At 71.6% G+C, this 22,837-nt stretch carries 22 protein-coding genes; 3 read left to right on the top strand and 19 right to left on the bottom strand.

Annotated elements, in window-relative coordinates:
* Window positions 1-294 precede the first annotated feature (294 nt).
* The 18 genes from ASD62_RS00270 to efp form a co-directional block, all read right to left on the bottom strand.
* Window positions 295-561 (bottom strand): hypothetical protein, encoded by a 267-nt coding sequence (locus ASD62_RS00270; RefSeq protein WP_056914249.1) that lies wholly within the window; start codon window positions 559-561, stop codon window positions 295-297.
* A 115-nt stretch (window positions 562-676) separates the two neighbouring features.
* Window positions 677-2,728, bottom strand: coding sequence for a primosome assembly protein PriA (locus tag ASD62_RS00265; protein ID WP_082580483.1), 2,052 nt, complete (start codon window positions 2,726-2,728; stop codon window positions 677-679).
* Window positions 2,729-2,811: 83 nt separating this feature from the next.
* Window positions 2,812-4,032: a methionine adenosyltransferase gene (metK, locus tag ASD62_RS00260; RefSeq protein ID WP_056914248.1), complete on the bottom strand. Its 1,221-nt coding sequence runs from the start codon at window positions 4,030-4,032 to the stop codon at window positions 2,812-2,814.
* 79 nt (window positions 4,033-4,111) lie between these two features.
* Window positions 4,112-5,398, bottom strand: a complete 1,287-nt coding sequence (locus tag ASD62_RS00255; RefSeq protein ID WP_056914247.1) for a phosphopantothenate--cysteine ligase family flavoprotein — start codon at window positions 5,396-5,398, stop codon at window positions 4,112-4,114.
* Window positions 5,399-5,429: 31 nt separating this feature from the next.
* On the bottom strand, window positions 5,430-5,693 hold the full coding sequence (gene rpoZ / locus ASD62_RS00250; protein ID WP_056914246.1) for a DNA-directed RNA polymerase subunit omega: 264 nt from the start codon (window positions 5,691-5,693) through the stop codon (window positions 5,430-5,432).
* Window positions 5,694-5,733: 40 nt separating this feature from the next.
* Complete coding sequence (gmk, locus tag ASD62_RS00245; protein ID WP_056914245.1) at window positions 5,734-6,318, bottom strand: guanylate kinase; 585 nt, start codon at window positions 6,316-6,318, stop codon at window positions 5,734-5,736.
* Complete coding sequence (mihF, locus tag ASD62_RS00240) at window positions 6,315-6,632, bottom strand: integration host factor, actinobacterial type (RefSeq protein ID WP_056882257.1); 318 nt, start codon at window positions 6,630-6,632, stop codon at window positions 6,315-6,317. The genes gmk and mihF overlap by 4 nt, the downstream gene beginning before the upstream one ends.
* A 140-nt stretch (window positions 6,633-6,772) precedes the next feature.
* The gene (gene pyrF, locus ASD62_RS00235; protein WP_082553076.1) at window positions 6,773-7,681 is read right to left on the bottom strand and encodes an orotidine-5'-phosphate decarboxylase; all 909 of its coding nucleotides are present in this window, start codon (window positions 7,679-7,681) and stop codon (window positions 6,773-6,775) included.
* A complete protein-coding gene (locus ASD62_RS00230; RefSeq protein WP_235530589.1) occupies window positions 7,681-8,703 on the bottom strand; it encodes a dihydroorotate dehydrogenase in 1,023 nt (340 codons plus the stop codon). Before ASD62_RS00230 ends, pyrF begins: the two co-directional genes overlap by 1 nt.
* Window positions 8,703-9,608, bottom strand: coding sequence for a dihydroorotate dehydrogenase electron transfer subunit (locus ASD62_RS00225; protein ID WP_082553075.1), 906 nt, complete (start codon window positions 9,606-9,608; stop codon window positions 8,703-8,705). The genes ASD62_RS00230 and ASD62_RS00225 overlap by 1 nt, the downstream gene beginning before the upstream one ends.
* Window positions 9,605-12,928: a carbamoyl-phosphate synthase large subunit gene (carB, locus tag ASD62_RS00220; protein WP_056914243.1), complete on the bottom strand. Its 3,324-nt coding sequence runs from the start codon at window positions 12,926-12,928 to the stop codon at window positions 9,605-9,607. Before carB ends, ASD62_RS00225 begins: the two co-directional genes overlap by 4 nt.
* A gap of 2 nt (window positions 12,929-12,930) precedes the next feature.
* On the bottom strand, window positions 12,931-14,121 hold the full coding sequence (carA, locus tag ASD62_RS00215) for a glutamine-hydrolyzing carbamoyl-phosphate synthase small subunit (RefSeq protein WP_056914242.1): 1,191 nt from the start codon (window positions 14,119-14,121) through the stop codon (window positions 12,931-12,933).
* Complete coding sequence (locus ASD62_RS00210; RefSeq protein ID WP_056914241.1) at window positions 14,118-14,726, bottom strand: hypothetical protein; 609 nt, start codon at window positions 14,724-14,726, stop codon at window positions 14,118-14,120. Before ASD62_RS00210 ends, carA begins: the two co-directional genes overlap by 4 nt.
* Window positions 14,723-16,033 (bottom strand): dihydroorotase, encoded by a 1,311-nt coding sequence (locus ASD62_RS00205; protein WP_056914240.1) that lies wholly within the window; start codon window positions 16,031-16,033, stop codon window positions 14,723-14,725. The genes ASD62_RS00210 and ASD62_RS00205 overlap by 4 nt, the downstream gene beginning before the upstream one ends.
* Complete coding sequence (locus ASD62_RS00200; protein WP_056914239.1) at window positions 16,033-17,019, bottom strand: aspartate carbamoyltransferase catalytic subunit; 987 nt, start codon at window positions 17,017-17,019, stop codon at window positions 16,033-16,035. Before ASD62_RS00200 ends, ASD62_RS00205 begins: the two co-directional genes overlap by 1 nt.
* The gene (gene pyrR / locus ASD62_RS00195) at window positions 17,016-17,627 is read right to left on the bottom strand and encodes a bifunctional pyr operon transcriptional regulator/uracil phosphoribosyltransferase PyrR (protein WP_082580482.1); all 612 of its coding nucleotides are present in this window, start codon (window positions 17,625-17,627) and stop codon (window positions 17,016-17,018) included. Before pyrR ends, ASD62_RS00200 begins: the two co-directional genes overlap by 4 nt.
* 188 nt (window positions 17,628-17,815) lie before the next feature.
* Window positions 17,816-18,229 carry a transcription antitermination factor NusB gene (nusB, locus tag ASD62_RS00190; RefSeq protein ID WP_056914238.1) on the bottom strand — a complete coding sequence of 138 codons (414 nt, stop codon included), beginning with the start codon at window positions 18,227-18,229 and terminating at the stop codon, window positions 17,816-17,818.
* Window positions 18,230-18,790, bottom strand: coding sequence for an elongation factor P (efp, locus tag ASD62_RS00185; protein ID WP_056914237.1), 561 nt, complete (start codon window positions 18,788-18,790; stop codon window positions 18,230-18,232).
* Between the two features lie 206 nt (window positions 18,791-18,996).
* Here efp and ASD62_RS00180 point away from each other — a divergent pair, with 206 nt between their 5' ends.
* Window positions 18,997-19,938, top strand: a complete 942-nt coding sequence (locus ASD62_RS00180) for an aldo/keto reductase (RefSeq protein ID WP_200956908.1) — start codon at window positions 18,997-18,999, stop codon at window positions 19,936-19,938.
* Between the two features lie 15 nt (window positions 19,939-19,953).
* Window positions 19,954-20,439 (top strand): N-acetyltransferase, encoded by a 486-nt coding sequence (locus tag ASD62_RS00175; protein ID WP_157581156.1) that lies wholly within the window; start codon window positions 19,954-19,956, stop codon window positions 20,437-20,439.
* Here ASD62_RS00175 and ASD62_RS00170 read toward each other — a convergent pair.
* The gene (locus tag ASD62_RS00170) at window positions 20,423-21,313 is read right to left on the bottom strand and encodes a 3,4-dioxygenase subunit beta (protein WP_056914234.1); all 891 of its coding nucleotides are present in this window, start codon (window positions 21,311-21,313) and stop codon (window positions 20,423-20,425) included. The two genes, ASD62_RS00175 and ASD62_RS00170, sit on opposite strands and share 17 nt — an antisense overlap.
* Before the next feature lie 127 nt (window positions 21,314-21,440).
* Here ASD62_RS00170 and ASD62_RS00165 point away from each other — a divergent pair, with 127 nt between their 5' ends.
* Window positions 21,441-22,826 carry a lamin tail domain-containing protein gene (locus ASD62_RS00165; protein WP_056914233.1) on the top strand — a complete coding sequence of 462 codons (1,386 nt, stop codon included), beginning with the start codon at window positions 21,441-21,443 and terminating at the stop codon, window positions 22,824-22,826.
* Window positions 22,827-22,837 lie beyond the last annotated feature (11 nt).

Here is a 22,837-nt window from a genome sequence, read left to right as displayed (position 1 = left end):
TCTCCTGGCTCGACGACCCCGACAACCCCGACCGCGGACTCATCCGCACCAACTGGGGCCACCGCTGAGCGGTGGGTCCGGCTGCACGTCGACCGGATCCACCGCTCAGCGGACGATTCGAAGCGGCTGGCTGGCCGCGACCTGGATGGCGCCGATGACGCTGGGCAGAGTCTCAGGGTGAGCCCTCCAGCTCCGCGAGATCCTCGGGTCGGAACCAGGCAAGATCGTCATGCTCTTCCAGCGCTGCGTTGACCGGTTCTCCTCTCCAATCGGTCACGAGGAACCCGTGCATGCCTACACCTCAGAGCCGTGGGTGGCCCGACGGCCGACCACGAAGCCCAGCACGCCGCTCAGCAGCACCACGCCGACCAACGACACCACCAGCGCTGCCTGTCGCCGTTCCGAGATGAGGAAGACTCCCGGCGAGGGCTGCTGGTCCAACGGTGAGTAGGCGAACCAGCCGAACTCCGTCTCCGCGCCACCGATCCACAGGACGGCCCCGGTGACGAGCAGAACGAGGACCAGGGCGACCAGACCGGCGACCTGCCGACGAGAGCTCATGCCGCAAATCTAGGTCGGGAACACGGATGTCGTCAGGCCATCCTGCGATCCTGCGGCCCCCGCGATGTCACGCCCGACCCCAGGTCCCGGAGCACCCGGTGACCCCTCGCTCGGCCTACGTCGCCGGGTCGGGCGGGTCGACCCGGACCTGCACGCTGACAGGTTCCTTGCGCGCACTGCGCTTGGCCCGCATCGCGGTCAGGGACGTCGCCAGTGCGTCCCGGTCGGCGAGTGGCACCCGGAGCAGCATGCGCACCGCGTCGTCCGGCAGCGGCAGCGGCCCGAGCCGTTCGGTGCCGTCGGCGAGGTCGGCCTGCTGCACCGCGGCGTCGACCGCACGGCGTTCGCCGCTGACGGCGGCCATCACCACGGTGGGTGGCAGCGACAGGGCGGCGCGGTCGGCGAGCTCGCGGGCGGCGAACCACGCCGGGTCCCAGCGAACCAGGGCCTCGACGACCGGCAGGGTGGTGTGGCCGGGCGCCCCGCACAGGACGACCTGCCCACGTGATGCCGAACCCCGGGTCAACGCAGCAGCCGCCAGCCACCGACGCAGCGCTTCCTCCCCCGCGTCGAGCGTCGGGCGGTCGAGCGAGGCCCAGGCGTCGAGCAGCAGCGTGGCGGCGTACCCACCCTCGGCCACGGGCTCTGCCCCCGGGGTCGCGATGACCAGCGACGGCGCGGCCGCGACCCGCTCGAGCACCGCTCCCGCACCCGAGGTGTGCACCGGCACGCCGGGGAACGCCCGTCCCAGCTCCTCCGCCGTGCGCCGGGCGCCGACGACGGACGACCGCAGCTCACGTCCACCGCACTGGCGGCACTCGAACCGACCGACCCCCCGCCCACACCAACGGCACCCCGGCTCGGCACCGCGCCCGGTCACGGCGATCGGGCCGGAGCAGTGGGCGCAACGAGCGGGGGCGCGACAGGTCTGGCAGGCGAGCGACGGCACGTACCCCCGCCGCGGCACCTGCACGAGCACGGGCCCGGACTCCAGGGCGGTCTTGGCGGTCCGCCACGCGATGGACGGCAGGTGCGCGCTGGCCGCAGCCGGGTCTCGCTCGAGCTCCAGTCCCTCCCCCGCGACGACCACCCGCGGCACCGCGGCGCGCACCGCGCCGGCCGCGGCGATGGGGCGCAGCGCGCCGGTCTCCACCAGCTGCTGCACGGCCACCGTCCGCGTGAACCCCCCGGACAGCACCGCCGCCCCCTCGACGGCGGCCCGGGTCAGCAGCACCTCCCGGACGTGCGGGTATGGCGCGCGAGGCTCCTCGTGGTTGTCGTCGCCGTCGTCCCACCAGGCGACGAGGCCCAGGTCCTTTACGGGGGCGAAGGCTGCGGCCCGGGTGCCGACGACGACGGACACGTGCCCGCGCAGCACCTTGAGCCACGCGGTGTAGCGCGCCTGCGGGCCCTGGTCGGCGGTCAGCCGCACGTGCCTTCCCGGTCCGAGGGCGGCGGTCAGGGCGGCATCCACCCGGGTGACGTCCCGGTGGTCGGGGACGACGAGGACCGCGCCGCGGCCACCGGCGACGGTTGCCGCAGCAGCCGTCGCGAGGGCCGCCGGCCAGTCCTCTGCCGGGTCGGTCGAGGGCAGGGCCAGCCATGACGCGGCCGGGGTCTCCCCCGAGGTGAGCCGGGTGAGGTAGGCCGGCCCGGCGGCATACCGGGTCCAGGCGGGGCCGGGACCGGAAAGGGCCGGCAGGGGGTCGGGCACCGGCGGCTCGAGGGCCAGGGCCTTCTCCGCAGCGGCGTGGCGCGGCGGGACGGACAGGCGCAGGACGTCACCGAGGGTGCCGGCGTAGCGGGCGGCGACCGCCCGGGCCACCGACAGCTGGCGGGCGGTCAGGACAGGCTCGGGCGACACGACCCGACGGATCGGCGCCAGCCGGCCGTCGTGCTCGGCCGCCGCCTTGCGCTCGACGACGAACCCGTCGAGGTCCTGCCCGGCGAACCGCACCTTGACCCGTGCGCCGGGCACGGCGGTCTCGCCGAGCGCCGTCGGCACGAGGTACTCGAACGGGCGGTCCAGGTGGGCCAGCCCGGTGTCGACGACCACCGCCGCGACGGGGTCGACCTCGGCCGTGTCGGTCGCCTTCGGCGGGCGCGGGGCCTTGGGCAGCGCGGCGCGGATCAGCGACAGCTGCTCGACGGCTCCCGGTTCGGACACGTGTGAAAACTAGTCGACCCGGCCGACACTCCTGCGGGGCAGGGGTCGGCCGGGTCGACCGGACGCTGGGTGCGAGGAGCCGGTCAGCCCTTGACCGCGCGCTGCAGCGCCTCGACGCGATCGGTGCGCTCCCAGGTGAAGGCGTTGTCGACGCCCTCGACCGAGGTGCGGCCGAAGTGGCCGTAAGCGGCCGTCGCCTTGTAGATCGGGCGCAGCAGGTCGAGCTGGTCGACGATCGCTCCCGGGCGCAGGTCGAACACCGAGGTGATCGCGGCCTGGATCTTGTCGATCGGCTCGGTCTCGGTGCCGAACGTCTCGACGTAGAGACCGACCGGCTGGGCCTTGCCGATGGCGTAGGCGACCTGGACCTCGCAGCGGCGGGCGAGGCCGGCCGCGACGATGTTCTTGGCGACCCAGCGCATGGCGTAGGCGGCCGAGCGGTCGACCTTCGACGGGTCCTTGCCGGAGAACGCGCCACCACCGTGGCGGGCCATGCCGCCGTACGTGTCGACGATGATCTTGCGGCCGGTGAGGCCGGCGTCGCCCATGGGGCCACCGATCTCGAAGCGGCCGGTCGGGTTGATCAGGCTGCGGTACCCCGAGATGTCGAGGTCGGTGCCGGTCTCGGCGAGCTCGGCCAGGACCGGGGCGATGACGTGCTGCTCGATGTCGGGCGCGAGCAAATCGTCGAGCGAGATGTCGGAGGCGTGCTGCGTCGACAGCACGACGGTGTCGAGGCGGACGGCCTTGTCACCCTCGTAGCCGATGGTGACCTGGGTCTTGCCGTCGGGGCGCAGGTAGGCGACCTGACCGGACTTGCGGACCGCGGTGAGGCGCTCGGCCAGCCGGTGCGCGAGGTAGATCGGCAGGGGCATGAGCTCGGCGGTGTCCTCGCACGCGTAGCCGAACATCAGGCCCTGGTCGCCGGCACCCTGCTTGTCGAGCGGGTCGACTCCACCGGTGCGGTTCTCGTGGGCCGTGTCGACCCCCTGCGCGATGTCCGGCGACTGCTCGCCGATGGAGATCGAGACGCCGCAGGAGGCGCCGTCGAAGCCCTTCTCGGACGAGTCGTAGCCGATGCCCTTGATGGTGTCGCGCACGATCTGGGCGATCGGGACGTAGCTGCGGGTGTCGACCTCGCCGGCGACGTGGACCAGCCCGGTGGTCACCATCGTCTCGACGGCGACCCGGCTGTCCTTGTCCTCCGCCAGCATGGCGTCGAGGATCGAGTCGGAGATCTGGTCACAGATCTTGTCCGGGTGACCCTCGGTGACGGACTCGGACGTGAACAGGCGTGCGGACACTCAAAACTCCTTCGGGGGCAGCGGCTGCTGACTGGGGGCCGCGAGCCGGAGCCGCACGGACCTCGCGAGTGTACCTACGTCACAAGATCTGCTGGACGGCATCCCACACTGCGGCGGAGATCTGCTCCTTGGGGGCGGGCCCCGCATCGATCACGTGGCTCGAACCCAGCCGCAGGATGTGGACGGTGTTGTCGTCGAGCCCGAACGTCTTGTCGGTGCCGACCTCGTTGACCACGAGCAGGTCGCAGCCCTTCCGGGCCAGCTTGGCGCGCGCGTGGTCGAGGACGCTGCCGTCCTGATCGCCGGTCTCCGCGGCGAACCCGACGATGACGGGGCTCGCGTCGTCGCCGCGGCGGGCGACCAGCCCGGCCAGGACGTCGGGGTTGCGCACCAGCTCGATCGTCGGCGCGGCGTCCGGGTCGTCGGCGTCGTGGGTCTTCTTGATCTTGGCGTCGGTGTAGTGCGCCGGGCGGAAGTCGGCGACGGCAGCGGCCATCACGACGACATCGGCCCCGGGCGCAGCCGCGGCGACGGCGGTCTCGAGCTCGAGGGCGGTCTGCACCGGGACGACGAGGACCCCCGCGGGAGCCGCCAGGGTCGTGTTCGCGGCGATGAGCACCACCTCGGCACCCCGCCGGGCAGCCACCGTGGCCAGCGCGAACCCCTGCTTGCCCGAGCTGCGGTTCCCGAGGAACCTCACCGGGTCGATCGGCTCCCGGGTCCCTCCGGCGGTGATGACGACCCTGCGCCCCTCGAGGCCACCCTCGGCGAGCCCCTCGTCCTCGGGTATGGCGCGGAGCTCGGTCGCGTACTTGGGCGGTACCACCGCGGCGGTGCCGTGGGCGAGGATCCGCTCGCACACGGCATACAGGTCGGCGGGCTCGGGGAGCCGGCCGGGACCGGTGTCCGCGCCGGTGAGGCGACCGGACGCCGGCGGGATGACGTGCACCCCGCGCTCCATGAGCGTCGAGATGTTGGCCTGGGTCGCTGCGTGCTCCCACATCTCGGTGTGCATCGCGGGCGCCACCACGACCGGGCAGCGTGCGGTGAGCAGGACGTTGGTGAGCAGGTCACCGGCCAGGCCGTGCGCGGCCTTGGCGACCAGGTCGGCGGTGGCCGGGGCCACGACGACGAGGTCGGCGGACTGGCCGAGGCGCACGTGCGGCACCTCGTGCACGGACTCCCAGACCCCGGTCGCGACCGGCTTGCCGGAGAGCGCCTCCCACGTGGGGGCACCCACGAAGTGCAGGGCCGACTCGGTCGGCACCACGGTCACGTCGTGGCCGGCCTCGGTGAACAGGCGCAGCAGGGAGCAGGCCTTGTAGGCCGCGATGCCACCACTGACACCGAGGACGATGCGCGCCATCGCGCTGTCGCTCCCTGCTCCCCCGCCGGGCTCAGCTCTCGATCGGCTCGGAGGTGACCAGGCCCTCGTTGATCTCGCGCAGGGCGATGGACATCGACTTCTCGTGGACCTGGCTGTCGACGAGCGGTCCGACGTACTCGAGCAGGCCCTCCTGGAGCTGGCTGTAGTACGCGTTGATCTGGCGGGCGCGCTTGGCGGAGTAGATGACCAGGGCGTACTTGGAGTCGGCCTTGGTGAGGAGGTCGTCGATCGGGGGGTTGGTGATGCCGATCGGGTTCGCGACGGTTCCGGACACGGGGGAAATCACTCCTGTTGTTGTTTCGGGGCGCAAGAAGTCAGTGGGTTCGCATCAATGATACGAGTTCTTCGGCAGCGCGACGAACATCGTCGTTGACGATGGTCACGTCGAACTCGTCCTCGGCGGCCAGCTCGACCTTCGCGGTCTCCAGGCGGCGGGTGCGTTCCTCCTCGTCCTCGGTGCCCCGACCGACCAGCCGGCGGACCAGCTCGTCCCAGCTCGGCGGGGCGAGGAACACGAACAGCGCCTCGGGCATCGTGGCCCTGACCTGGCGCGCCCCCTGGAGGTCGATCTCGAGCAGGGCCATACGGTGCTCGGCCAGGGCCTGCTCCACCGGCCCGCGCGGCGTGCCGTAGTGGTTGCGGCCGTGCACCACGGCTGACTCGATGAGCTCGCCGTCCTGCTCCATGCGGGCGAACTCGGCCTGGTCGACGAAGTGGTAGTGCGTTCCCTCGACCTCACCGGGTCGGGGAGCCCGGGTGGTGGCGCTCACCGACAGCCACACCTCGGGGAAGTGCTCGCGGACGTAGGCGGAGAGGGTGCCCTTGCCGACCGCGGTGGGTCCGGCCAGGACGACGAGGCGCCGGGGGCGTTCCTCGCCGGCAGGTGCGGGGCGGCTCACGCCTCGTCGAAGCGGGTGAGCAGCGCGGAGATCTGGTTGGCGCCCAGGCCACGGACGCGGCGGCTCTCGGAGATGCCGACCTCCTCCATGATCTGGCGAGCACGCACCCGGCCGACGCCGGGCATGGACTCGAGCAGCGCGGAGACCTTCATCTTGCCGACGACGTCGTTGCCCTTGCCGTCCGCGATGACCTCCTTGAGCGAGCCCTGCGCGTACTTCAGGCGGTTCTTGACGGCGGCGCGCTCGCGGCGGGCCACGGCGGCCTTCTCCAGGGCCGCTGCTCGCTGCTCGGGCGTCAACGGGGGAAGTGCCACAGCTGTACTCCTTGTGAGGCGTGCGGGAGGGGTCGTGCGAACGTCGTTCACTGGTTCACTCGACTCTAGCAACCGAACGAGCTCGTTTCTCGTCGAGGTGGGGAGGCCGCGGCAAGCCGCAGCGCGGAGGGTGGACCGCGTCAGCGGAGCAGGTCGGCGAGGTGCTCGCTGGTGCGGACGGCCTGCTCCCGGAGCCGGACGACGTCCGGTCCGGCGGAGAGGACCTCACGGCTGGAGGACGGCAGGACGTTCGGCAGGGCGTCACCGAAGACGCGCCGCAGGTCCTCGCTCGTCCCACCCTGCGCCCCGACGCCCGGGGCGAGCAGCGGGCCGTTGCAGCCGGCCAGGTCCAGGCCGAGCTCCTGGACGGCGGACCCGACGGTCGCGCCGACCACGAGCCCCACCGAACCGAGGTCGCCGTGCGACCGGGCCGCTGCGTTCTCCGTGGCGGCGCCGCCCACGATGCTCTCCGCGACGCTCACGTCGCGCAGGGTGGCGTGCTGCACGGTGCGTCCCTCGGGGTTCGAGGTGAGGCCGAGGACGAAGACACCACGACCGGTCTGCGCCGCGAGGTCGAGCGCCGGGCGCAGGGACTCGAACCCGAGGTAGGGGCTCGCGGTGAGGGCGTCAGCGGGCGCCACGGCGTCGTCGCCGAGGTAGGCCTCGGCGTAGGCCGACATCGTCGAGCCGATGTCGCCGCGCTTCGCGTCGAGGATGACCAGCGTGCCGGCCTCGCGCAGGGCGAGGATGGCGCGCTCGAGGACGGCGACGCCTCGGGACCCGAAGACCTCGAAGAAGGCGGACTGCGGCTTGACCACGCCGACGTGCCCGGCGAAGGCCTCGACGCACGTCTCGGTGAACCGGGTCAGCCCCTCGACGTCGTACGTCAGGCCCCACGACTCCACCAGGGCGCGGTGCGGGTCGATCCCGGCACACAGCGGTCCGAACCGGTCGGTGGTGGCCCGCAGCCGCTGGCCGAACGTCACCCGCTCGTGCGCCTGGTCGTGCGCCTGGTCCTGTGTCTCGTCCTGCCGCGCCTGGTCCGCCATCAGCGTGCCACCCTCTCGTGGGCGATACCGACCACGTCGGCAAGTCGCTCGAATCCCTTGTCGTGCAACAGTCCCGCGAGCTCTCGACCGACGCGCACCGGCGCCGACGGGTCGTTGAACGTCGCGGTGCCGACCTGCACGGCGCTCGCGCCGGCAGCGACGAGCTCGAGCGCGTCGCGCCCGGTGCGCACTCCCCCGACGCCGATGATCGGGACGAACGGCAGCCGCCCCTCGAGCATCGCGGCGCGGGTCTGCCAGACCGCGCGGACGGCGACGGGCCGGACGGCCGGGCCGGACAGCCCACCGGTCACTCCCGCGACCTGCGGTCGGAGCAGGTCGGTGTCGATGACCATGCCGAGCAGGGTGTTGATCATCGTGAGGCCGTCGGCACCCGCCTTCACGCAGGACTGCGCGACGCTGACGATGTCGGTGACGTCGGGCGTCAGCTTGGCGAAGATCGGCACGTCCCGCGGCAGCTGCTCCCGCACCAGGGCGATCACCTTGGCCGAGGCCAACGGGTCGCAGGCGAAGACAAGCCCGCGGTTCGCGACGTTCGGGCAGGAGATGTTGACTTCGACACCGACCACCGCGTCGAACGCGTCGCTGGCCCGCAGCGTGGCAGCGACGTCGGCGAACTCGCCGCTGGTGTTGCCGGCGATGGAGACCAGCGTCCTGGCCCCGGCCTGCTTGAGCCAGGCGAGGTCGTTCTCGACGAACGAGGTGATGCCCGGGCCCTGCAGGCCGATCGAGTTGAGCATCCCGGAGGGCGTCTCGGCCATGCGGGGCGTGCCGCGGCCGGACCGCGGGTCGGCCATGACGGACTTGGTGACGAACGCCCCGAGCTCGGCGACGTCGAAGAACCGGCCGAGCTCGCGGCCGTTGGCGGCGCAGCCGGAGGCGGTCATCATGGGGCTCGGCAGGTGCCGACCGGCGAGGTCGACCGACATGTCCACGGCGGACACGGCGGACGCTGCGGACATCGCGGGCGTGGCCGGCACGGTGGTGGTGGTGGTGGTGGTCATCAGTGGCCTCCTGCCCTCGGCGCACCGACGGCGTCGTCGGGCACCCGGCACAGTCCGTCGGAGAACGCGTCCCAGCGCACCCGGTCTCCGCGGAACACCGGTCCCTCGACGCAGGACCGCACCATCTTGGTGACGCCCGACGCGTCGACGACCGGCATGACGCAGGTCATGCAGACCCCGACACCGCAGGCCATCGACTCCTCGACCGCGACCTGGGCCACCGCACCCTCGGCCGTGGCCACGTCGGTGATCGACCTGAGCATGGCCATCGGTCCGCAGCCGTACACGACGGCGGCGCCCGTGCGGCGGATCACGTCGGGCAGCACGTCGGAGACCCAGCCCTTGGTGCCCATGGACCCGTCGTCCGTGGTCACCGTGACCCCGTCCGCGTAGCGGCGCGCCTCGACGACGCCGAAGAGCCTGGACTCGGTCGCCGCGCCGAGGACGACCTCGACGTGGCAGCCGCGGGCCCGCAGCGCCTCGGCCAGCCAGAACAGCGGGGCGCTGCCGTACCCGCCGCCGACGAGGACGCAGGGCACCGGCTCCTTGGGGAGCGGGAAGGCGCGGCCGAGCGGTCCGACGATGTCGACCTCGTCATGGGCGCGCAGCTCGGAGATCCACTGGGTGCCCGGGCCGTGCGCCGCGACGACGACGTCCACCGTCCCGCCGTAGGTCCCGGAGGGGCTGACCTTGTGGATCGAGAAGCAGCGGCGCAGCAGGTTCGCGCTCGTCGGCCCGCCCACGGCGAGGGCGACGAACTGGCCGGGCCGGGCGAGCTCGGCGATGCCCGGCGCCACGAAGGTGAGGTGGTGGTAGGCGCCGGCGCGCCGGGTCGCGATGAGCTCACCGGTCACCTGCACGACTCCCCCACCGGGACGGGTATGGCGCGTGGTGGCCTCGCTCACGCCACACCACCGTCCAGGTCGGCCTGGGTCCGGCCGTAGAGGTCGAGGTCGCGGGCGTGCTCCTGCAACGGCTTCACGGTGAACTCCCCCTTCATCTGGGCCTCGATGCCCTGCACGGCTGCGGCGAGCTCCTGCACCGTGGTGACGATCGGGCGGTCCATCGAGGTGGTCGCCGCCCGGATCGCGTAGCCGTCGGCACGGGCGTTCGGGCCGCTCGGCGTGTTGACGACCATGGCGATCTCACCGTCGAGGATGAGGTCGACGATGCTGCCCTCCGCCGTGGCCCGCTCACTGTGCTTGTGCACGACCTGCGAGGCGATCCCGTTGCGGCGCAACACGTCCGCGGTGCCGGTGGTCGCCACGATCGTGAAACCGAGGTCGGCGAGGCGCTTGACCGGGAAGATCATCGCGCGCTTGTCGCGGTTGGCGACCGACACGAAGATCTTGCCCTCGCGCGGCAGCCCCGACCCGGCGGCGAGCATCCCCTTCGCGAACGCCGTCCCGAAGTCCTGGTCGATACCCATGACCTCACCGGTGGAGCGCATCTCCGGGCCGAGCAGGCTGTCGACGACCTGGCCGTCCTTGGTGCGGAACCGCTTGAACGGCAGCACCGCCTCCTTCACGGCGACCGGCGCGTGGCTCGGCATGGTGCCGCCGTCGCCGAACGGCGGCAGCATGCCCTCCGCGCGCAGCTCCTTGATGCTCGCGCCGAGCATGACCCTGGCAGCCGCCTTGGCGACGGGCACACCGGTCGCCTTGGCGACGAACGGCACCGTGCGCGACGCACGGGGGTTGGCCTCGAGGACGTAGAGGACGTCCTGGGCGAGGGCGAACTGCACGTTCATGAGTCCACGCACGCCGATGCCCTCGGCGAGCTTGAGCGTCGCCTCGCGGACCCGCTGCAGCTCGGCGACACCGAGCGTCACCGGCGGCAGGGTGCAGGCCGAGTCGCCGGAGTGGATGCCGGCCTCCTCGATGTGCTCCATGATCCCGCCGAGGTACATGTCGGTGCCGTCGTAGAGGGCGTCGACGTCGATCTCGATCGCGTCGTCGAGGAACCGGTCCACGAGCACCGGGTGCTCGGGGCTGGCGATGGTCGCGCGGGTGACGTACCCCGAGAGGGTCTCGTCGTCATACACGATCTCCATGCCGCGCCCACCGAGGACGTAGGAGGGGCGCACGAGGACCGGGTAGCCGATCTCCTGGGCGACGGCGACGGCTTCCGTTGCGCTGTATGCGGTTCCGTGGCGAGGGGCCGGAAGGTTCGCCTCCGCGAGGACGCGGCCGAAGGCACCGCGGTCCTCCGCGAGGTCGATGGCCTCGGGGCTGGTGCCGACGATCGGCACACCGGCCTCCTTGAGCGCCTTCGCGAGCCCGAGCGGCGTCTGGCCGCCCAGCTGGACGATGACGCCGGCGACCGGACCGGCCTGCTGCTCGGCGTGCACCACCTCGAGGACGTCCTCGAGGGTCAGCGGCTCGAAGTAGAGGCGCGAGCTGGTGTCGTAGTCGGTGGAGACCGTCTCGGGGTTGCAGTTGACCATCACAGTGTCGTAGCCGGCGTCACGCAGGGCGAAGCTGGCGTGCACGCAGGAGTAGTCGAACTCGACACCCTGGCCGATGCGGTTGGGGCCGCTGCCGAGGATGAGGACGGCCGGCTTCTCGCGCGGCTGGACCTCGGTCTCCTCGTCGTAGGTGCTGTAGTGGTACGGCGTCAGGGCCGCGAACTCCGCGGCACAGGTGTCCACCGTCTTGTAGACGGGACGCACGCCCAGCGCGTGGCGCACCCCGCGCACGACCGCCTCGGGCATGGCTCGCAACGACGCGATCTGGGTGTCGGAGAACCCGTGCCGCTTGGCCAGGCGCAGCAGCGCCGGGGTCAGCTCGGGCGCCGCGGCGACCTGCTCGGCGATGGCGTTGATGAGCTCCATCTGGTCGAGGAACCACGGGTCGATGCCCGTCGCCTCGTGGACCTCCTCGACGGACAGCCCCCCGCGCATCGCCTGCTGGACCGTGACGATGCGGCCGTCGGTCGGCGTCTTCGCGGTGTGCAGGTAGGTCCGGGCCTGCTCGACGCTGGGCTTCGGGCCGTCCCAGTGGAAGCTGCTGCCCTTGCGTTCCATGGAGCGCAACGCCTTCTGGAGGGCTTCGGTGAAGTTGCGGCCGATGGACATGGCCTCACCGACGGACTTCATCGTCGTCGTGAGGGTCGGGTCGGCAGCAGGGAACTTCTCGAACGCGAAGCGCGGCACCTTGACCACGACGTAGTCGAGGGACGGCTCGAACGACGCCGGCGTCTCGCGGGTGATGTCGTTGGGGACCTCGTCCAGCGTGTAGCCGATGGCCATCTTCGCGGCGATCTTGGCGATCGGGAAGCCGGTCGCCTTGGACGCCAGGGCGCTCGACCGCGAGACGCGCGGGTTCATCTCGATGACGATGATCCGGCCGTCGGCGGGGTTCACCGCGAACTGGATGTTGCAGCCACCGGTGTCGACGCCGACCTCGCGGATGATCGCGATCCCGAGGTCGCGCAGTCGCTGGTACTCGCGGTCGGTGAGGGTCAGGGCGGGCGCGACCGTGATCGAGTCACCGGTGTGGACACCCATGGGGTCGAGGTTCTCGATCGAGCAGACCACCACGACGTTGTCCGCGTGGTCGCGCATGACCTCGAGCTCGTACTCCTTCCAGCCGAGGATCGACTCCTCCAGGAGCACCTCGGTCGTGGGGCTGTACTGCAGGCCGGCCCCGCCGATGCGGCGCAGGTCGGTCTCGTCGTAGGCGAAGCCGGAGCCCAGGCCGCCCATGGTGAACGAGGGGCGCACCACGACCGGGTAGCCCAGGTCGTCGGCGGCTGCCAGCAGTTCGTCCATGGTGTGGCAGATGAGCGAGCGGGCCGACTCGCCGCCGCAGCGCTCGACGACGCCCTTGAACTTCTCGCGGTCCTCACCGAGCTGGATGGCCTCGACGTTGGCGCCGATGAGCGGGCAGCCGTACTTCTCCAGGACGCCGGCCTCGTGCAGCGAGATCGCGCAGTTGAGCGCCGTCTGGCCGCCCAGGGTCGCCAGCACGGCGTCGGGACGCTCGCGGGCGATGATCGACTCGACGACCTCAGGGGTGATCGGCTCGACGTACGTCGCGTCGGCGAACTCCGGGTCGGTCATGATCGTCGCCGGGTTGGAGTTGACGAGGATGACGCGGATGCCCTCCTCGCGCAGGACGCGGCACGCCTGGGTGCCCGAGTAGTCGAACTCGCACGCCTGGCCGATGACGATCGGCCCGGAGCCGATCACGAGGACGCTCTTGATGTCTTCCTGCTTCGGCATGTCTAGAGACCGTGTCCCTTCTGCTGGTTGGCCTTCATGAGCTCGACGAACCGGTCGAACAGGTAGCCCGCGTCGTGGGGACCGGCTGCTGCCTCCGGGTGGTACTGCACGGAGTAGGCCGGCAGGTCGAGGCACTCGAGGCCCTCGACCACGTCGTCGTTGAGGCAGACGTGCGAGACCCGCACCCGCCCGTATGCCGTGCCGTCGGCGTCCGCGGGGGCGGTCACCTCCCCGTCCAGGGGCGCGTCGACCGCGAAGCCGTGGTTGTGCGCGGTGACCTCGACCTTGCCGGTGGTGCGGTCCATCACCGGCTGGTTGATGCCGCGGTGGCCGTACTTGAGCTTGTAGGTGCCGAAGCCCAACGCGCGCCCGAGCAGCTGGTTGCCGAAGCAGATCCCGAAGAACGGGATGCGCGCGTCGAGCACCTGGCGCAGCACGGCGACCTCGGCGTCCGCGGTGGACGGGTCACCGGGACCGTTGGAGAAGAACACCCCGTCCGGCCCGTCCTCGCCGATCGCGCGGATCTCCTCGAAGGTCGCGGTGGCCGGGAGCACGTGCACCTCGATGCCCTGCTGCGCGAGCAGGGTCGGCGTCATCGCCTTGATGCCGAGGTCGAGGGCCGCGACCGTGTAGCGCTTCTCCCCCACCGCCGGCACGACGTACGCCTCCTCGGTGGTGACCTCGGCGGCCAGGGCGGCACCGGCCATGAGCGGCGCCTCCTGCACGGTCGAGGTGAGCTGCGCGACGGACTGGTCGGCCCGGTCGCCGGAGAAGATCCCGACGCGCATGGCGCCGCGCTCACGCAGGTGGCGGGTCAGGGCCCGGGTGTCGATGCCGCTGATCCCCACGACCCCCTGCTCGCGCAGGTCGTCCTCGAGCGACTTCTGCGAGCGCCAGTTCGACGGCCGCAGCGCGGGGTCGCGCACGACGTAGCCGGCGACCCAGATCCTGCGGGACTCGCCGTCCTCGTCGTTGACGCCGGTGTTCCCGACGTGGGGGGCCGTCATGACGACGACCTGCCGGTGGTAGCTCGGGTCGGTGAGCGTCTCCTGGTACCCGGTCATGCCGGTGGAGAACACCGCCTCGCCGACGGTCTGGCCGGTGGCGCCGTAAGCCTCACCGTGGAAGGCCCGCCCGTCCTCGAGGACGAGGACGGCGGCACCGCGCGGTGCGAGGTGGGCGGGACTGGTCATGACGTGGATCGTCCTTCTGTCGCAGGGGAATCGGGGTCGTGAGCCGGGTTCTCCGACTCGCGGGACTCGCCGGTGTGCCACCACAGGGCGGACTCGACCCGGTCGAGGTCGGCCTTGTAGCGCGGCAGGAACCCGGTCTCGTAGAGCGCGTCGTCATCGGCCCGCCACTGCAGGATGAGCATCTTGTTGCTGCCGACGAACTTGCCGACCATGCCGCGGTCGCGGCGCACCGCCACCAGGCGCGGTCCGGTGATGACCACGGTCGACTCGCCCTGGCGTTCGATGCGGACCAGGTCCTCGGGGGTCCCACGGTTGATGACCAGGGTCGCCCTGGCGCGGTTGCCGAGTCCCTCGACGGTGACCCGCTCGAGCCGGCTGACGGCCGTCGTGGTGCTGACGTACGTGCCCTCGACCGACAGCCGGGCTGCCGCAGCCTTCGGCTCCTTGCCGTCGTCGGTGACCTCACCGCTCCGGGTGCGCTCGCGCTCGGCGACGATGGCCGCCGAGGCGTGACGGCGGCGCTTGCGCAGCCACGCGGCATACAGGAGCGCGTAGATGAGGCCGAGCGCCACGAGGAGCACCCCGACGGCCTGGAGTCGCGTCACGCGAGGGCTCCCTTCTGGGCGGTGACCCGGCCACCGAAGAAGGTGGCGTGGACCGCACCGCGCAGGGTCCGGCCGTGCCAGGGGTTGTTGCGGGACAGGGACACGCTCGCGCTGCGGTCGACGGTCACCTCGGCGGAGGGGTCGACCAGCGTGAGGTGGGCCGCGTCGCCGACCGCCAGCGCCGACCCGTGGGCCGCGAGCCCGGCTATGCGGGCCGGGTTCTGCGACATGACGCGCGCGACGCCGGCCCAGTCGAGGAACCCGCCGTGGACCATGACCTCGCTCACCACGGACAACGCGGTCTCGAGGCCGAGCATCCCGAACGCCGCGTCGACGAACGCGTGCTCCTTGTCGTGCCGGGCGTGCGGGGCGTGGTCGGTGGCGACCGCGTCGATGGTGCCGTCGGCGAGCGCGGCGCGCAGGGCGTCGACGTCCTCCTGGGGCCGCAGCGGCGGGTTGACCTTGAAGGTGGGGTCGTAGCCGGCCAGCAGGTCGGTCGTCAGCACGAGGTGGTGGGGCGTGACCTCGGCGGTCACGTCGATGCCCTGGGCCCTGGCCCAGCGGATCACCTCGACCGTGCCCGCGGTGGAGACATGGGCGACGTGGACGCGCGAGCCGGTGTGGCGGGCGAGCATGACGTCACGGGCGACGATCGACTCCTCGGCGATACCCGGCCAGCCGGGCAGCCCGAGTCGACCGGACAGCTCGCCCTCGTGGGCGCAGGCCTGCGGACCGGCGAGGTTCGGGTCCTGGGCGTGCTGGGAGACGACGCCCCCGAAGGCGCGGACGTACTCCAGCGCGCGGCGCATCACCCGTGCGTTGTGGACGCACCTGCCGTCGTCGGAGAAGAAGGTGGTGCGTGCACGGGAGCGGTGCATGAGACCGAGCTCGGCGAGCTCCTCACCGTCCAGGCCCTTGGTGACCGCACCCACGGGCACGACGTCGACCAGGCCGGTGGCCCGTCCCAGGTCGAGGATGCGTTCCGCGGCCTCTGCCGTGTCGGTGACGGGGTTGGTGTTGGCCATGGCGAGCACCGCGGTGAACCCGCCGACCGCGGCGGCCGCGGCACCGGAGGCGATCGTCTCCGCGTCCTCGCGGCCGGGCTCGCGCAGGTGGGTGTGCAGGTCGACCAGTCCGGGCAGCGCCACGAGCCCGTCGGCGTCGAGGACGTCGGCCCCCTTGGCCGAGCGGATCGAGCCGACCTCGGTGATGACGCCGTCCTCGACGAGGATGTCGGCGCGTCCGTCGGAGCGTCCGTCGCTGTCGCGGCCGACGAGGTCGGCTCCGGTGATGAGCAGGCTGGCCATCAGCTGTCCTCTCCCTCGCCGCCGGCGAGCAGGTGGTAGAGCACGCTCATCCGCACCGCGACCCCGGCGCTGACCTGGTCGAGCACCAGCGACGCGGCGGCGTCCGCGGCGTCCGGCGAGATCTCGAGGCCACGGTTCATCGGGCCGGGGTGGCAGATGACGGCGTCGGGGTTGGCGGCCATGAGCACGTCGAGCCGCGGCCGGGTCAGGCCGTACCCCACGGTGTACTCGCGCGGCGTCGGGAAGAACCCTCCGCTCATGCGCTCCCGCTGCACCCGCAGCATCATCACGGCGTCCACGGTCGGCAGCACCGCGTCGAAGTCGTTCGACAGCGCGAACCCCTCCGCCGCTGCCCACGCACCGATGCCGCTGGGCATCAGGGTCGGCGGCGCGACCAGGGTGACGCGGGCCCCGAGGGTGCGCAGGGTGATGAGGTTCGACCGGACCACCCGGGAGTGGGTCAGGTCGCCGACGATCGCGACGTGGCGACCCTCGAGGTCCCCGAGCCGGCGCTCCATCGTGTACGCGTCCAGCAAGGCCTGCGTCGGGTGCTCGTGGGTGCCGTCGCCGGCGTTGACCACGTGCGCGTCGACCCACTGGCTGACCTGCTGGGCGGCGCCGCTGGCGTGGTGGCGGATGACGAGCGCGTCGACCCCCATGGCCGCCACGGTGAGGACCGTGTCACGCAGCGACTCACCCTTGGAGGTCGAGGACCCCTTGCCGCTGATGTTGATGACGTCGGCCGAGAGCCACTTCCCGGCGATCTCGAACGAGCTGCGGGTGCGGGTCGAGTCCTCGAAGAACAGGTTGACCACGGTGCGCCCCCGCAGGGTCGGGAGCTTCTTCACCTCACGCTGCTGCACGCCGTGCATCTCGGCGGCGGTGTCGAGGATCTCGCGGACCTGCGCGCGGTCCAGGTCCGCCGAGGACAGCAGGTGACGACGGGTGTGCCGCGTGGTCGCCTCGCGCGACAGGGCGATGGTCATCTCGACTCTCCTCCGGCGATCGTGACCTGGTCCTCGACGCCGTCGTGCTCGCTGAGGCGCACCGAGACGCGCTCCGCGCTCGAGGTGGGCAGGTTCTTGCCCACGTGGTCGGCGCGGATCGGCAGCTCGCGGTGACCCCGGTCGACGAGCACGGCCAACCGCACGGCGCGGGGACGGCCGAGGTCCGACAGGGCGTCGAGCGCGGCGCGCACGGTACGGCCCGAGTACAGGACGTCGTCGACGAGCACGACCACCTTCTCGTCGATCCCGCCGCCGGGGATGTCGGTGTGCCGGGGGCTGCGGGTGGGCTGGCGGCGCAGGTCGTCGCGGTGCATCGTCACGTCGAGCGCGCCGACCGGGACCGGCTTGCCCTCGACGCTCTCCATCACGGCGGCGAGCCGCTGGGCGAGGACGACGCCGCGGCTCGGGATGCCGAGGATGACGAGGTCGGTCCCACCCTTGTTGTGCTCGAGGATCTCGTGGGCCACGCGGCGCAGGGCGCGGGAGATGTCGCTGGCCGAGAGCACCGTGCGCGACGGTGACGGGGTCGGGGCACCGGGAGCCGGGGAGGCGTCGACCGGGACGGGTACGGCTGAGTCAGGACGCACGGGCGTCAGGACCTCCTTCCCTGCCTCACAGGACAGGTCGTTAAAGGATGTCGATCGCTGGCCACTGTAGCGGCCGATCCCCTGCGGACGCACACCGGGCTCGCCGCACGCTCCCCCGATGCGACTTTGGGTGCCTGGACGGTCGGAATTCCGACCGTCCAGGCACCCAAAGCGGGACGACAGGGGTCTCAGGCCAGGGTCGGCTTGACCTCGGCGAGGCGGCCCAGCAGGCCGTTGACGAACTTCGGCGAGTCGTCCGTGGACAGCGACGTGGCCAGCTCGACGGCCTCGGAGATCGCGACACCGTCCGGGATGTCGTCGGTGTAGAGGATCTCGTAGGCACCCAGGCGCAGGATCGCGCGGTCGACGCTCGGCATGCGCTCGATCGTCCAGCCCTGGGAGTAGGTCGAGAGCAGCTCGTTGATGTCGGTCCAGTGCGACACGACACCCTCGACGAGGTCGGCGGTGTACTGGTTCAGCGGTGCCTCGGTGACCGGCTTCGCGAGCCGGTCGGCGAGCAGGTCGCGGGCGTTGAGCCCGCGCTGCTCGGCCTCGAAGAGGATGTCGATCGCGCGCTTGCGCGCCTTGGAACGAGCAGCCACTTAGTTCACTCGGCCGAGGTACGAGCCGTCGCGGGTGTCGACCTTGACCTTCGTGCCCTGCTCGAGGAACAGCGGGACGTTGATCGTCGCACCGGTCTCGAGGGTGGCCGGCTTGGTGCCACCGGTGGAGCGGTCGCCCTGCAGGCCCGGCTCGGTGTACGTGATCTCGAGGACGACCGAGGTCGGGAGCTCGACGTAGAGGACGCTGCCGTCGTGCGTGGCGATCTGCGCGACCTGGTTCTCCAGGAGGTAGTTGGCGGCGTCGCCGACGATCGTCTCCGGGATGTGGATCTGGTCGTACGTCGTCCCGTCCATGAAGACGAAGTCGGTGCCGTCCTTGTACAGGTACTGCATGTCACGACGGTCGACGTTGGCGGTCTCGACCTTGAGGCCGGCGTTGAACGTCTTGTCGACGACCTTGCCGGACAGGACGTGCTTGAGCTTGGTGCGCACGAACGCCGGGCCCTTGCCGGGCTTGACGTGCTGGAACTCCACGACGGACCACAGCTGTCCCTCGAGGTTCAGGACCAGGCCGTTCTTGAGCTCGTTGGTCGATGCCACGTGTCAATCGCTTTCGATGAGCCGGTACCCAGCGGCGCAGTCGCGCGCGAGTGCTCCGGAAGGTTCGGGGTGGGAATCGCCGTTCAGTCTAGCCGCCGGGGTGGGTCTCCCCCGAATCGCTGCGGGGCCCGGGCTGGGTCGCGACGTGGTCGCCGCCCTGCCGGGTGGGGGTCCTGGCGCCGACCTAGGGTGGTGGCATGAGCGACATGGAGTACCGCCCCCTGGGCGGCAGCGGCCTGATGGTCAGTGCGGTCGGACTCGGCTGCAACGCGTTCGGGCGACGCGTCGACCAGGACGGCCTCGTCGACCTCCTCCGGGCGGCGCGGGACACCGGTGTCACGCTGCTGGACACGGCCGACATCTACGGCGGCCACCCCGGGCAGAGCGAGGAGATGCTCGGCGAGGCGCTGCGCGGCCAGCGGGACGAGTTCGTGGTGGCGACCAAGTTCGGGATGGACATGCAGGGCGCGAACGGTGAGGACTTCGGTGCCCGCGGCTCGCGGCGCTACGTCCGCCGGGCCGTCGAGGCCAGCCTGCGCCGGCTGCAGACCGACCACATCGACCTCTACCAGCTGCACCGCCCGGACCCGCTCACCCCGATCGGCGAGACCCTGGAGGTCCTGACCGACCTCGTGAGGGAGGGCAAGGTCCTGTATGTCGGGTGCTCCAACTTCGACGGGTGGCAGGTCGCCGACGCCTCGTGGACCTCGGCGACGGCCGGACTGGCCTCGTTCGTGTCCGTGCAGAACGAGTACTCCCTGCTGGACCGGACGGTCGAGCACGAGGTGACGCCGGCGTGCGAGCGCTTCGACCTCGGCCTGCTGCCCTTCTTCCCCTTGGCCCGCGGCCTGCTCACGGGTAAGTACCAGCGCGGTGCCGCGGCGCCCGAGGGTTCCCGAGCCGCCCTCGAAGCGGACCGTGCGAGCTGGCTCGTCGACGCCGACTGGGACCGCGTCGAGGCCCTGCAGGCGTTCGCCGCCGACCGTGGCCTCGAGCTGCTCGACGTCGCCATCGGCGGGCTGGCCGCCCAGCCGCAGGTCGCCTCGGTCATCTCCGGGGTGACGAGCGCCGCACAGGTCGAGCGCAACGCCCGTGCCGTCGCCTGGCAGCCGAGCCTGGCCGACCTCGCCGCCCTCGACGAGCTCTGAGGCGACGTGCAGGCGATGCTGACCGTCGCCGTGACCGATGCCTCCGACCTCTCCGACGAGGTCGTGACGCAGGGGGCCGCGATCTGGGCCCGTGCCCGCAACCACCGCGACGGTGCAGCGGCCCCGTCGGCGGCGGACTGTGAGGGCGCGATCGCGGGGGTGCGGCGGCGCCTGGCCCTGCTGGGTGCGAGGATCCTGCTCGCCCACCGGGATGAGGCGGTGGTCGGCTTCGCACTGTTCGCACCGAACGCACGGGCCACCGAGGTGTTCTATCTCGCGGTCGACCCCGAGGCCTGGGGCGGCGGGATCGGCACCGCCCTCCTCGCAGCCGTCGACGACCTCGCGCGCCAGGACGACCGGCCGTTGGAGCTGTGGGTGATCGACGACAACGCCCGGGCGATCGCCGTGTACGAGCGCGCGGGGTGGCTGCCCACCGACGAGGTCGTCCGCGACGGGGCGTCCGGACGACTGGAACGTCGCTTCGTCAGACCCCGATGGTGAGGTTCGCGACGTACCCGTCGGTGACGTTCCCCGTCACCGTCGCCAGCTGGTGGATCCCGCCGTCGTTCCCGAACACCATGTCCTGGGTCAGGGAGGTCCGGGCGAGGTTGGCGACGCTGGCCTCGTAGCCGGTGGTCGCGTAGACCTCCTTGCAGGCGGCCTCGGGGAGGGCGATCTGCGACGTCTTGACGATCTGGCCGCTGCTCGTGGCATCGGCCACTGACGAGTAGACCTCGAAGTGGATGTGCGGCCAGCGGCCGTCGTACGCCGCCGGGTAGATGCTCGTCCAGGACGCCGTCCCCGAGGCGCTGGTCGCCTGGACGCCGCGCAGGTAGTTCTCGTCCTCCACTCCTGGGGAGTAGAGCGAGTACTGGCCGTCACGGTTGCAGTGCCACAGGTAGACGGCAGCGCCCTCCATGGCGGAGTAGCCGTTGCCCGCGTCGGTGACGGTGAGGTTGATCGTCAGTGGGATGCCCTCGGCCTTCGTCGTGGACGTGCCGTAGCTGGTGGTGATGTCCGACCGGACGATGCCGGAGTCGTCCAGCACGTTGGGTCCGTTCGACCCGTCCCCCGGGTACGGGCCGCCGGTCTCGTCCGGCACCTCGGCCGCGGGCGTGCCGGCCCCCGACGAGGTCGACGTCGTGCTGCTGGCGGACGACGACGAGGACGCCGGGCTGCTCGTCGTCGACGTCGCGGCCGTGTCCGACCCGGTGCCGCAGGCCGCGAGTGCCGCACCTGCTCCCAGCGCACCAAGGATCCCGAGCATGCCGCGCCGCCCGAGGAGGGTGGCGACGTCGAACTCGAGGCCCCGGTCGTGGCGGTCGTCGTGCAGGTTCCCGAAGTGGTCGGTTCCGTGGTCCTCGTGGTTGCTCATGTCGACGATGGTGCCCCGCGCACCCCGTGGTGCCCTGTGCCGTCGCTGTGGGGTTGCTGTGGGGCGACCTCCCCCGTTTGGCCACGTTTGACCGCGAGTGCACCACGGGAGCCGTCGCGATGTCACCATGGCTGCCGTCGACGCATCCCCCCACCGTCGACCCCGCCAGTCCCCGGAGCTCCTCGTGCCAGACCGCATCGTCCCCCGCCTCTCCGTCCGCCCCGCCGGCCGACCCCGCCGTATGGCGCGTGGCGCCGTCAGGGGGCCCGTCGCCGCGGCGCTCGGCCTGACCTGCGCAGCCGCCCTCCTCGCCACCGGCTCGGTGGCGTCCGCAGCCACCACCTCGAAGGTCTGGTCGGCCAAGGTCACCTACGGGACCTACGACCACACGATCGACGGGGACACCGTGGCGATCCGCGTCGACGGCGACCCCAGCTCCCTGACTCCCCCGCACATCCGCAACACCGGCATCCAGACGATGGAGATCGGCAGCTGCCACGCCGACGAGGCGACCGCGGCGATGGATCGCATGGTCGCCGGTCGCCGGGTGCGCCTGACCACCAACTCGACCACCGCCTCCAGCCTCGGTCGGCCGGTGCGCCACATCGACGTCTCGACGAGCACCGGCTGGCTCGACACCCAGCTGGCCCAGCTCAGGGCCGGGCACGCCCTGCCGATCATCCTGGCCAACGACGACACCCGCTGGAAGGCGTACTTCACCGCGGCGGAGCAGGCGGCCCGCGCCGGCAAGAACCTGTGGGACACCGACTACTGCCGCTCCGGCCCGGCCCAGAGCACCCCGCTCAAGGTCTGGGTCAACTGGGACGCCAACGGCGACGACGGCGGCAACGTCAACGGTGAGTGGGTGCGGGTCCTCAACAGCGGCACCACGACCCTGTCCGTCGCCGGCTGGCAGATGCGCACGGGCGGCCAGGACTGGTTCACCTTCCCGTCCACCGCGGTCGTCCCGGCCGGTGGGCTGCTGACCCTGCACGTCGGCAAGGGCACCGCCACGACGACGTCGTTCTACTGGGGCGGCACCGCGCCGAAGTTCCCGAACGCGAGCATCGCCGCGAACCGGCACGGCAGCGGCGCCTACCTCTTCGACCGCGACGGCGACCTGCGCGCCTGGTCGATGTACCCCTGCATGTCCGCGTGCACGAGCCCCCTCGCTGGCAAGGTCCGGATCAACGCCGCTCCCGACGCTCCCGGGGTCGACGCGGACAACCTCAACGGCGAGTACATCAGCCTCCGCTCGGCAGGCACGTACTCGGTCGACGTGTCGTACCAGACGCTCTCGAACAACGGGTACACGTGGGAGATCCCGCGCGGGACCGTCATCAGGCCCGGCGAGGTCTACACCCTGCGGGTCGGCAAGGGCACGAACTCACGGCTCACGAACTACTGGGGCAGCACCAAGCCGATCCTGTCGAACACCGGCAGCTTCGTGGAGCTGCGCACCGCCGAGGCCGTGCGGATAGCCTGCAAGGCCTGGGGCACCGGGCGCTGCTGACGGCCGGCGAC

The organism is Phycicoccus sp. Root563, from assembly GCF_001427915.1.
Taxonomy (GTDB): domain Bacteria; phylum Actinomycetota; class Actinomycetes; order Actinomycetales; family Dermatophilaceae; genus Pedococcus.
The sequence above is the reverse complement of the archived record's forward strand: the minus strand, read 5'-3'. Positions and strand labels throughout refer to the sequence as shown.

What these genes read in the sequence shown, in the direction of transcription:
- ASD62_RS00180 (WP_200956908.1), top strand. Translation starts at nt 18,997, where the DNA reads ATGGAGTACCGCCCCCTGGGCGGCAGCGGCCTGATGGTCAGTGCGGTC.
- ASD62_RS00255 (WP_056914247.1), bottom strand. Translation starts at nt 5,398, where the DNA reads ATGGCGCGCATCGTCCTCGGTGTCAGTGGTGGCATCGCGGCCTACAAG.
- ASD62_RS00175 (WP_157581156.1), top strand. Translation starts at nt 19,954, where the DNA reads ATGCTGACCGTCGCCGTGACCGATGCCTCCGACCTCTCCGACGAGGTC.
- ASD62_RS00200 (WP_056914239.1), bottom strand. Translation starts at nt 17,019, where the DNA reads ATGACCATCGCCCTGTCGCGCGAGGCGACCACGCGGCACACCCGTCGT.
- ASD62_RS00165 (WP_056914233.1), top strand. Translation starts at nt 21,441, where the DNA reads ATGGCTGCCGTCGACGCATCCCCCCACCGTCGACCCCGCCAGTCCCCG.
- ASD62_RS00205 (WP_056914240.1), bottom strand. Translation starts at nt 16,033, where the DNA reads ATGGCCAGCCTGCTCATCACCGGAGCCGACCTCGTCGGCCGCGACAGC.
- ASD62_RS00270 (WP_056914249.1), bottom strand. Translation starts at nt 561, where the DNA reads ATGAGCTCTCGTCGGCAGGTCGCCGGTCTGGTCGCCCTGGTCCTCGTT.
- ASD62_RS00170 (WP_056914234.1), bottom strand. Translation starts at nt 21,313, where the DNA reads ATGAGCAACCACGAGGACCACGGAACCGACCACTTCGGGAACCTGCAC.
- pyrF (WP_082553076.1), bottom strand. Translation starts at nt 7,681, where the DNA reads ATGGCGGACCAGGCGCGGCAGGACGAGACACAGGACCAGGCGCACGAC.
- ASD62_RS00230 (WP_235530589.1), bottom strand. Translation starts at nt 8,703, where the DNA reads ATGACCACCACCACCACCACCACCGTGCCGGCCACGCCCGCGATGTCC.
- carB (WP_056914243.1), bottom strand. Translation starts at nt 12,928, where the DNA reads ATGCCGAAGCAGGAAGACATCAAGAGCGTCCTCGTGATCGGCTCCGGG.
- carA (WP_056914242.1), bottom strand. Translation starts at nt 14,121, where the DNA reads ATGACCAGTCCCGCCCACCTCGCACCGCGCGGTGCCGCCGTCCTCGTC.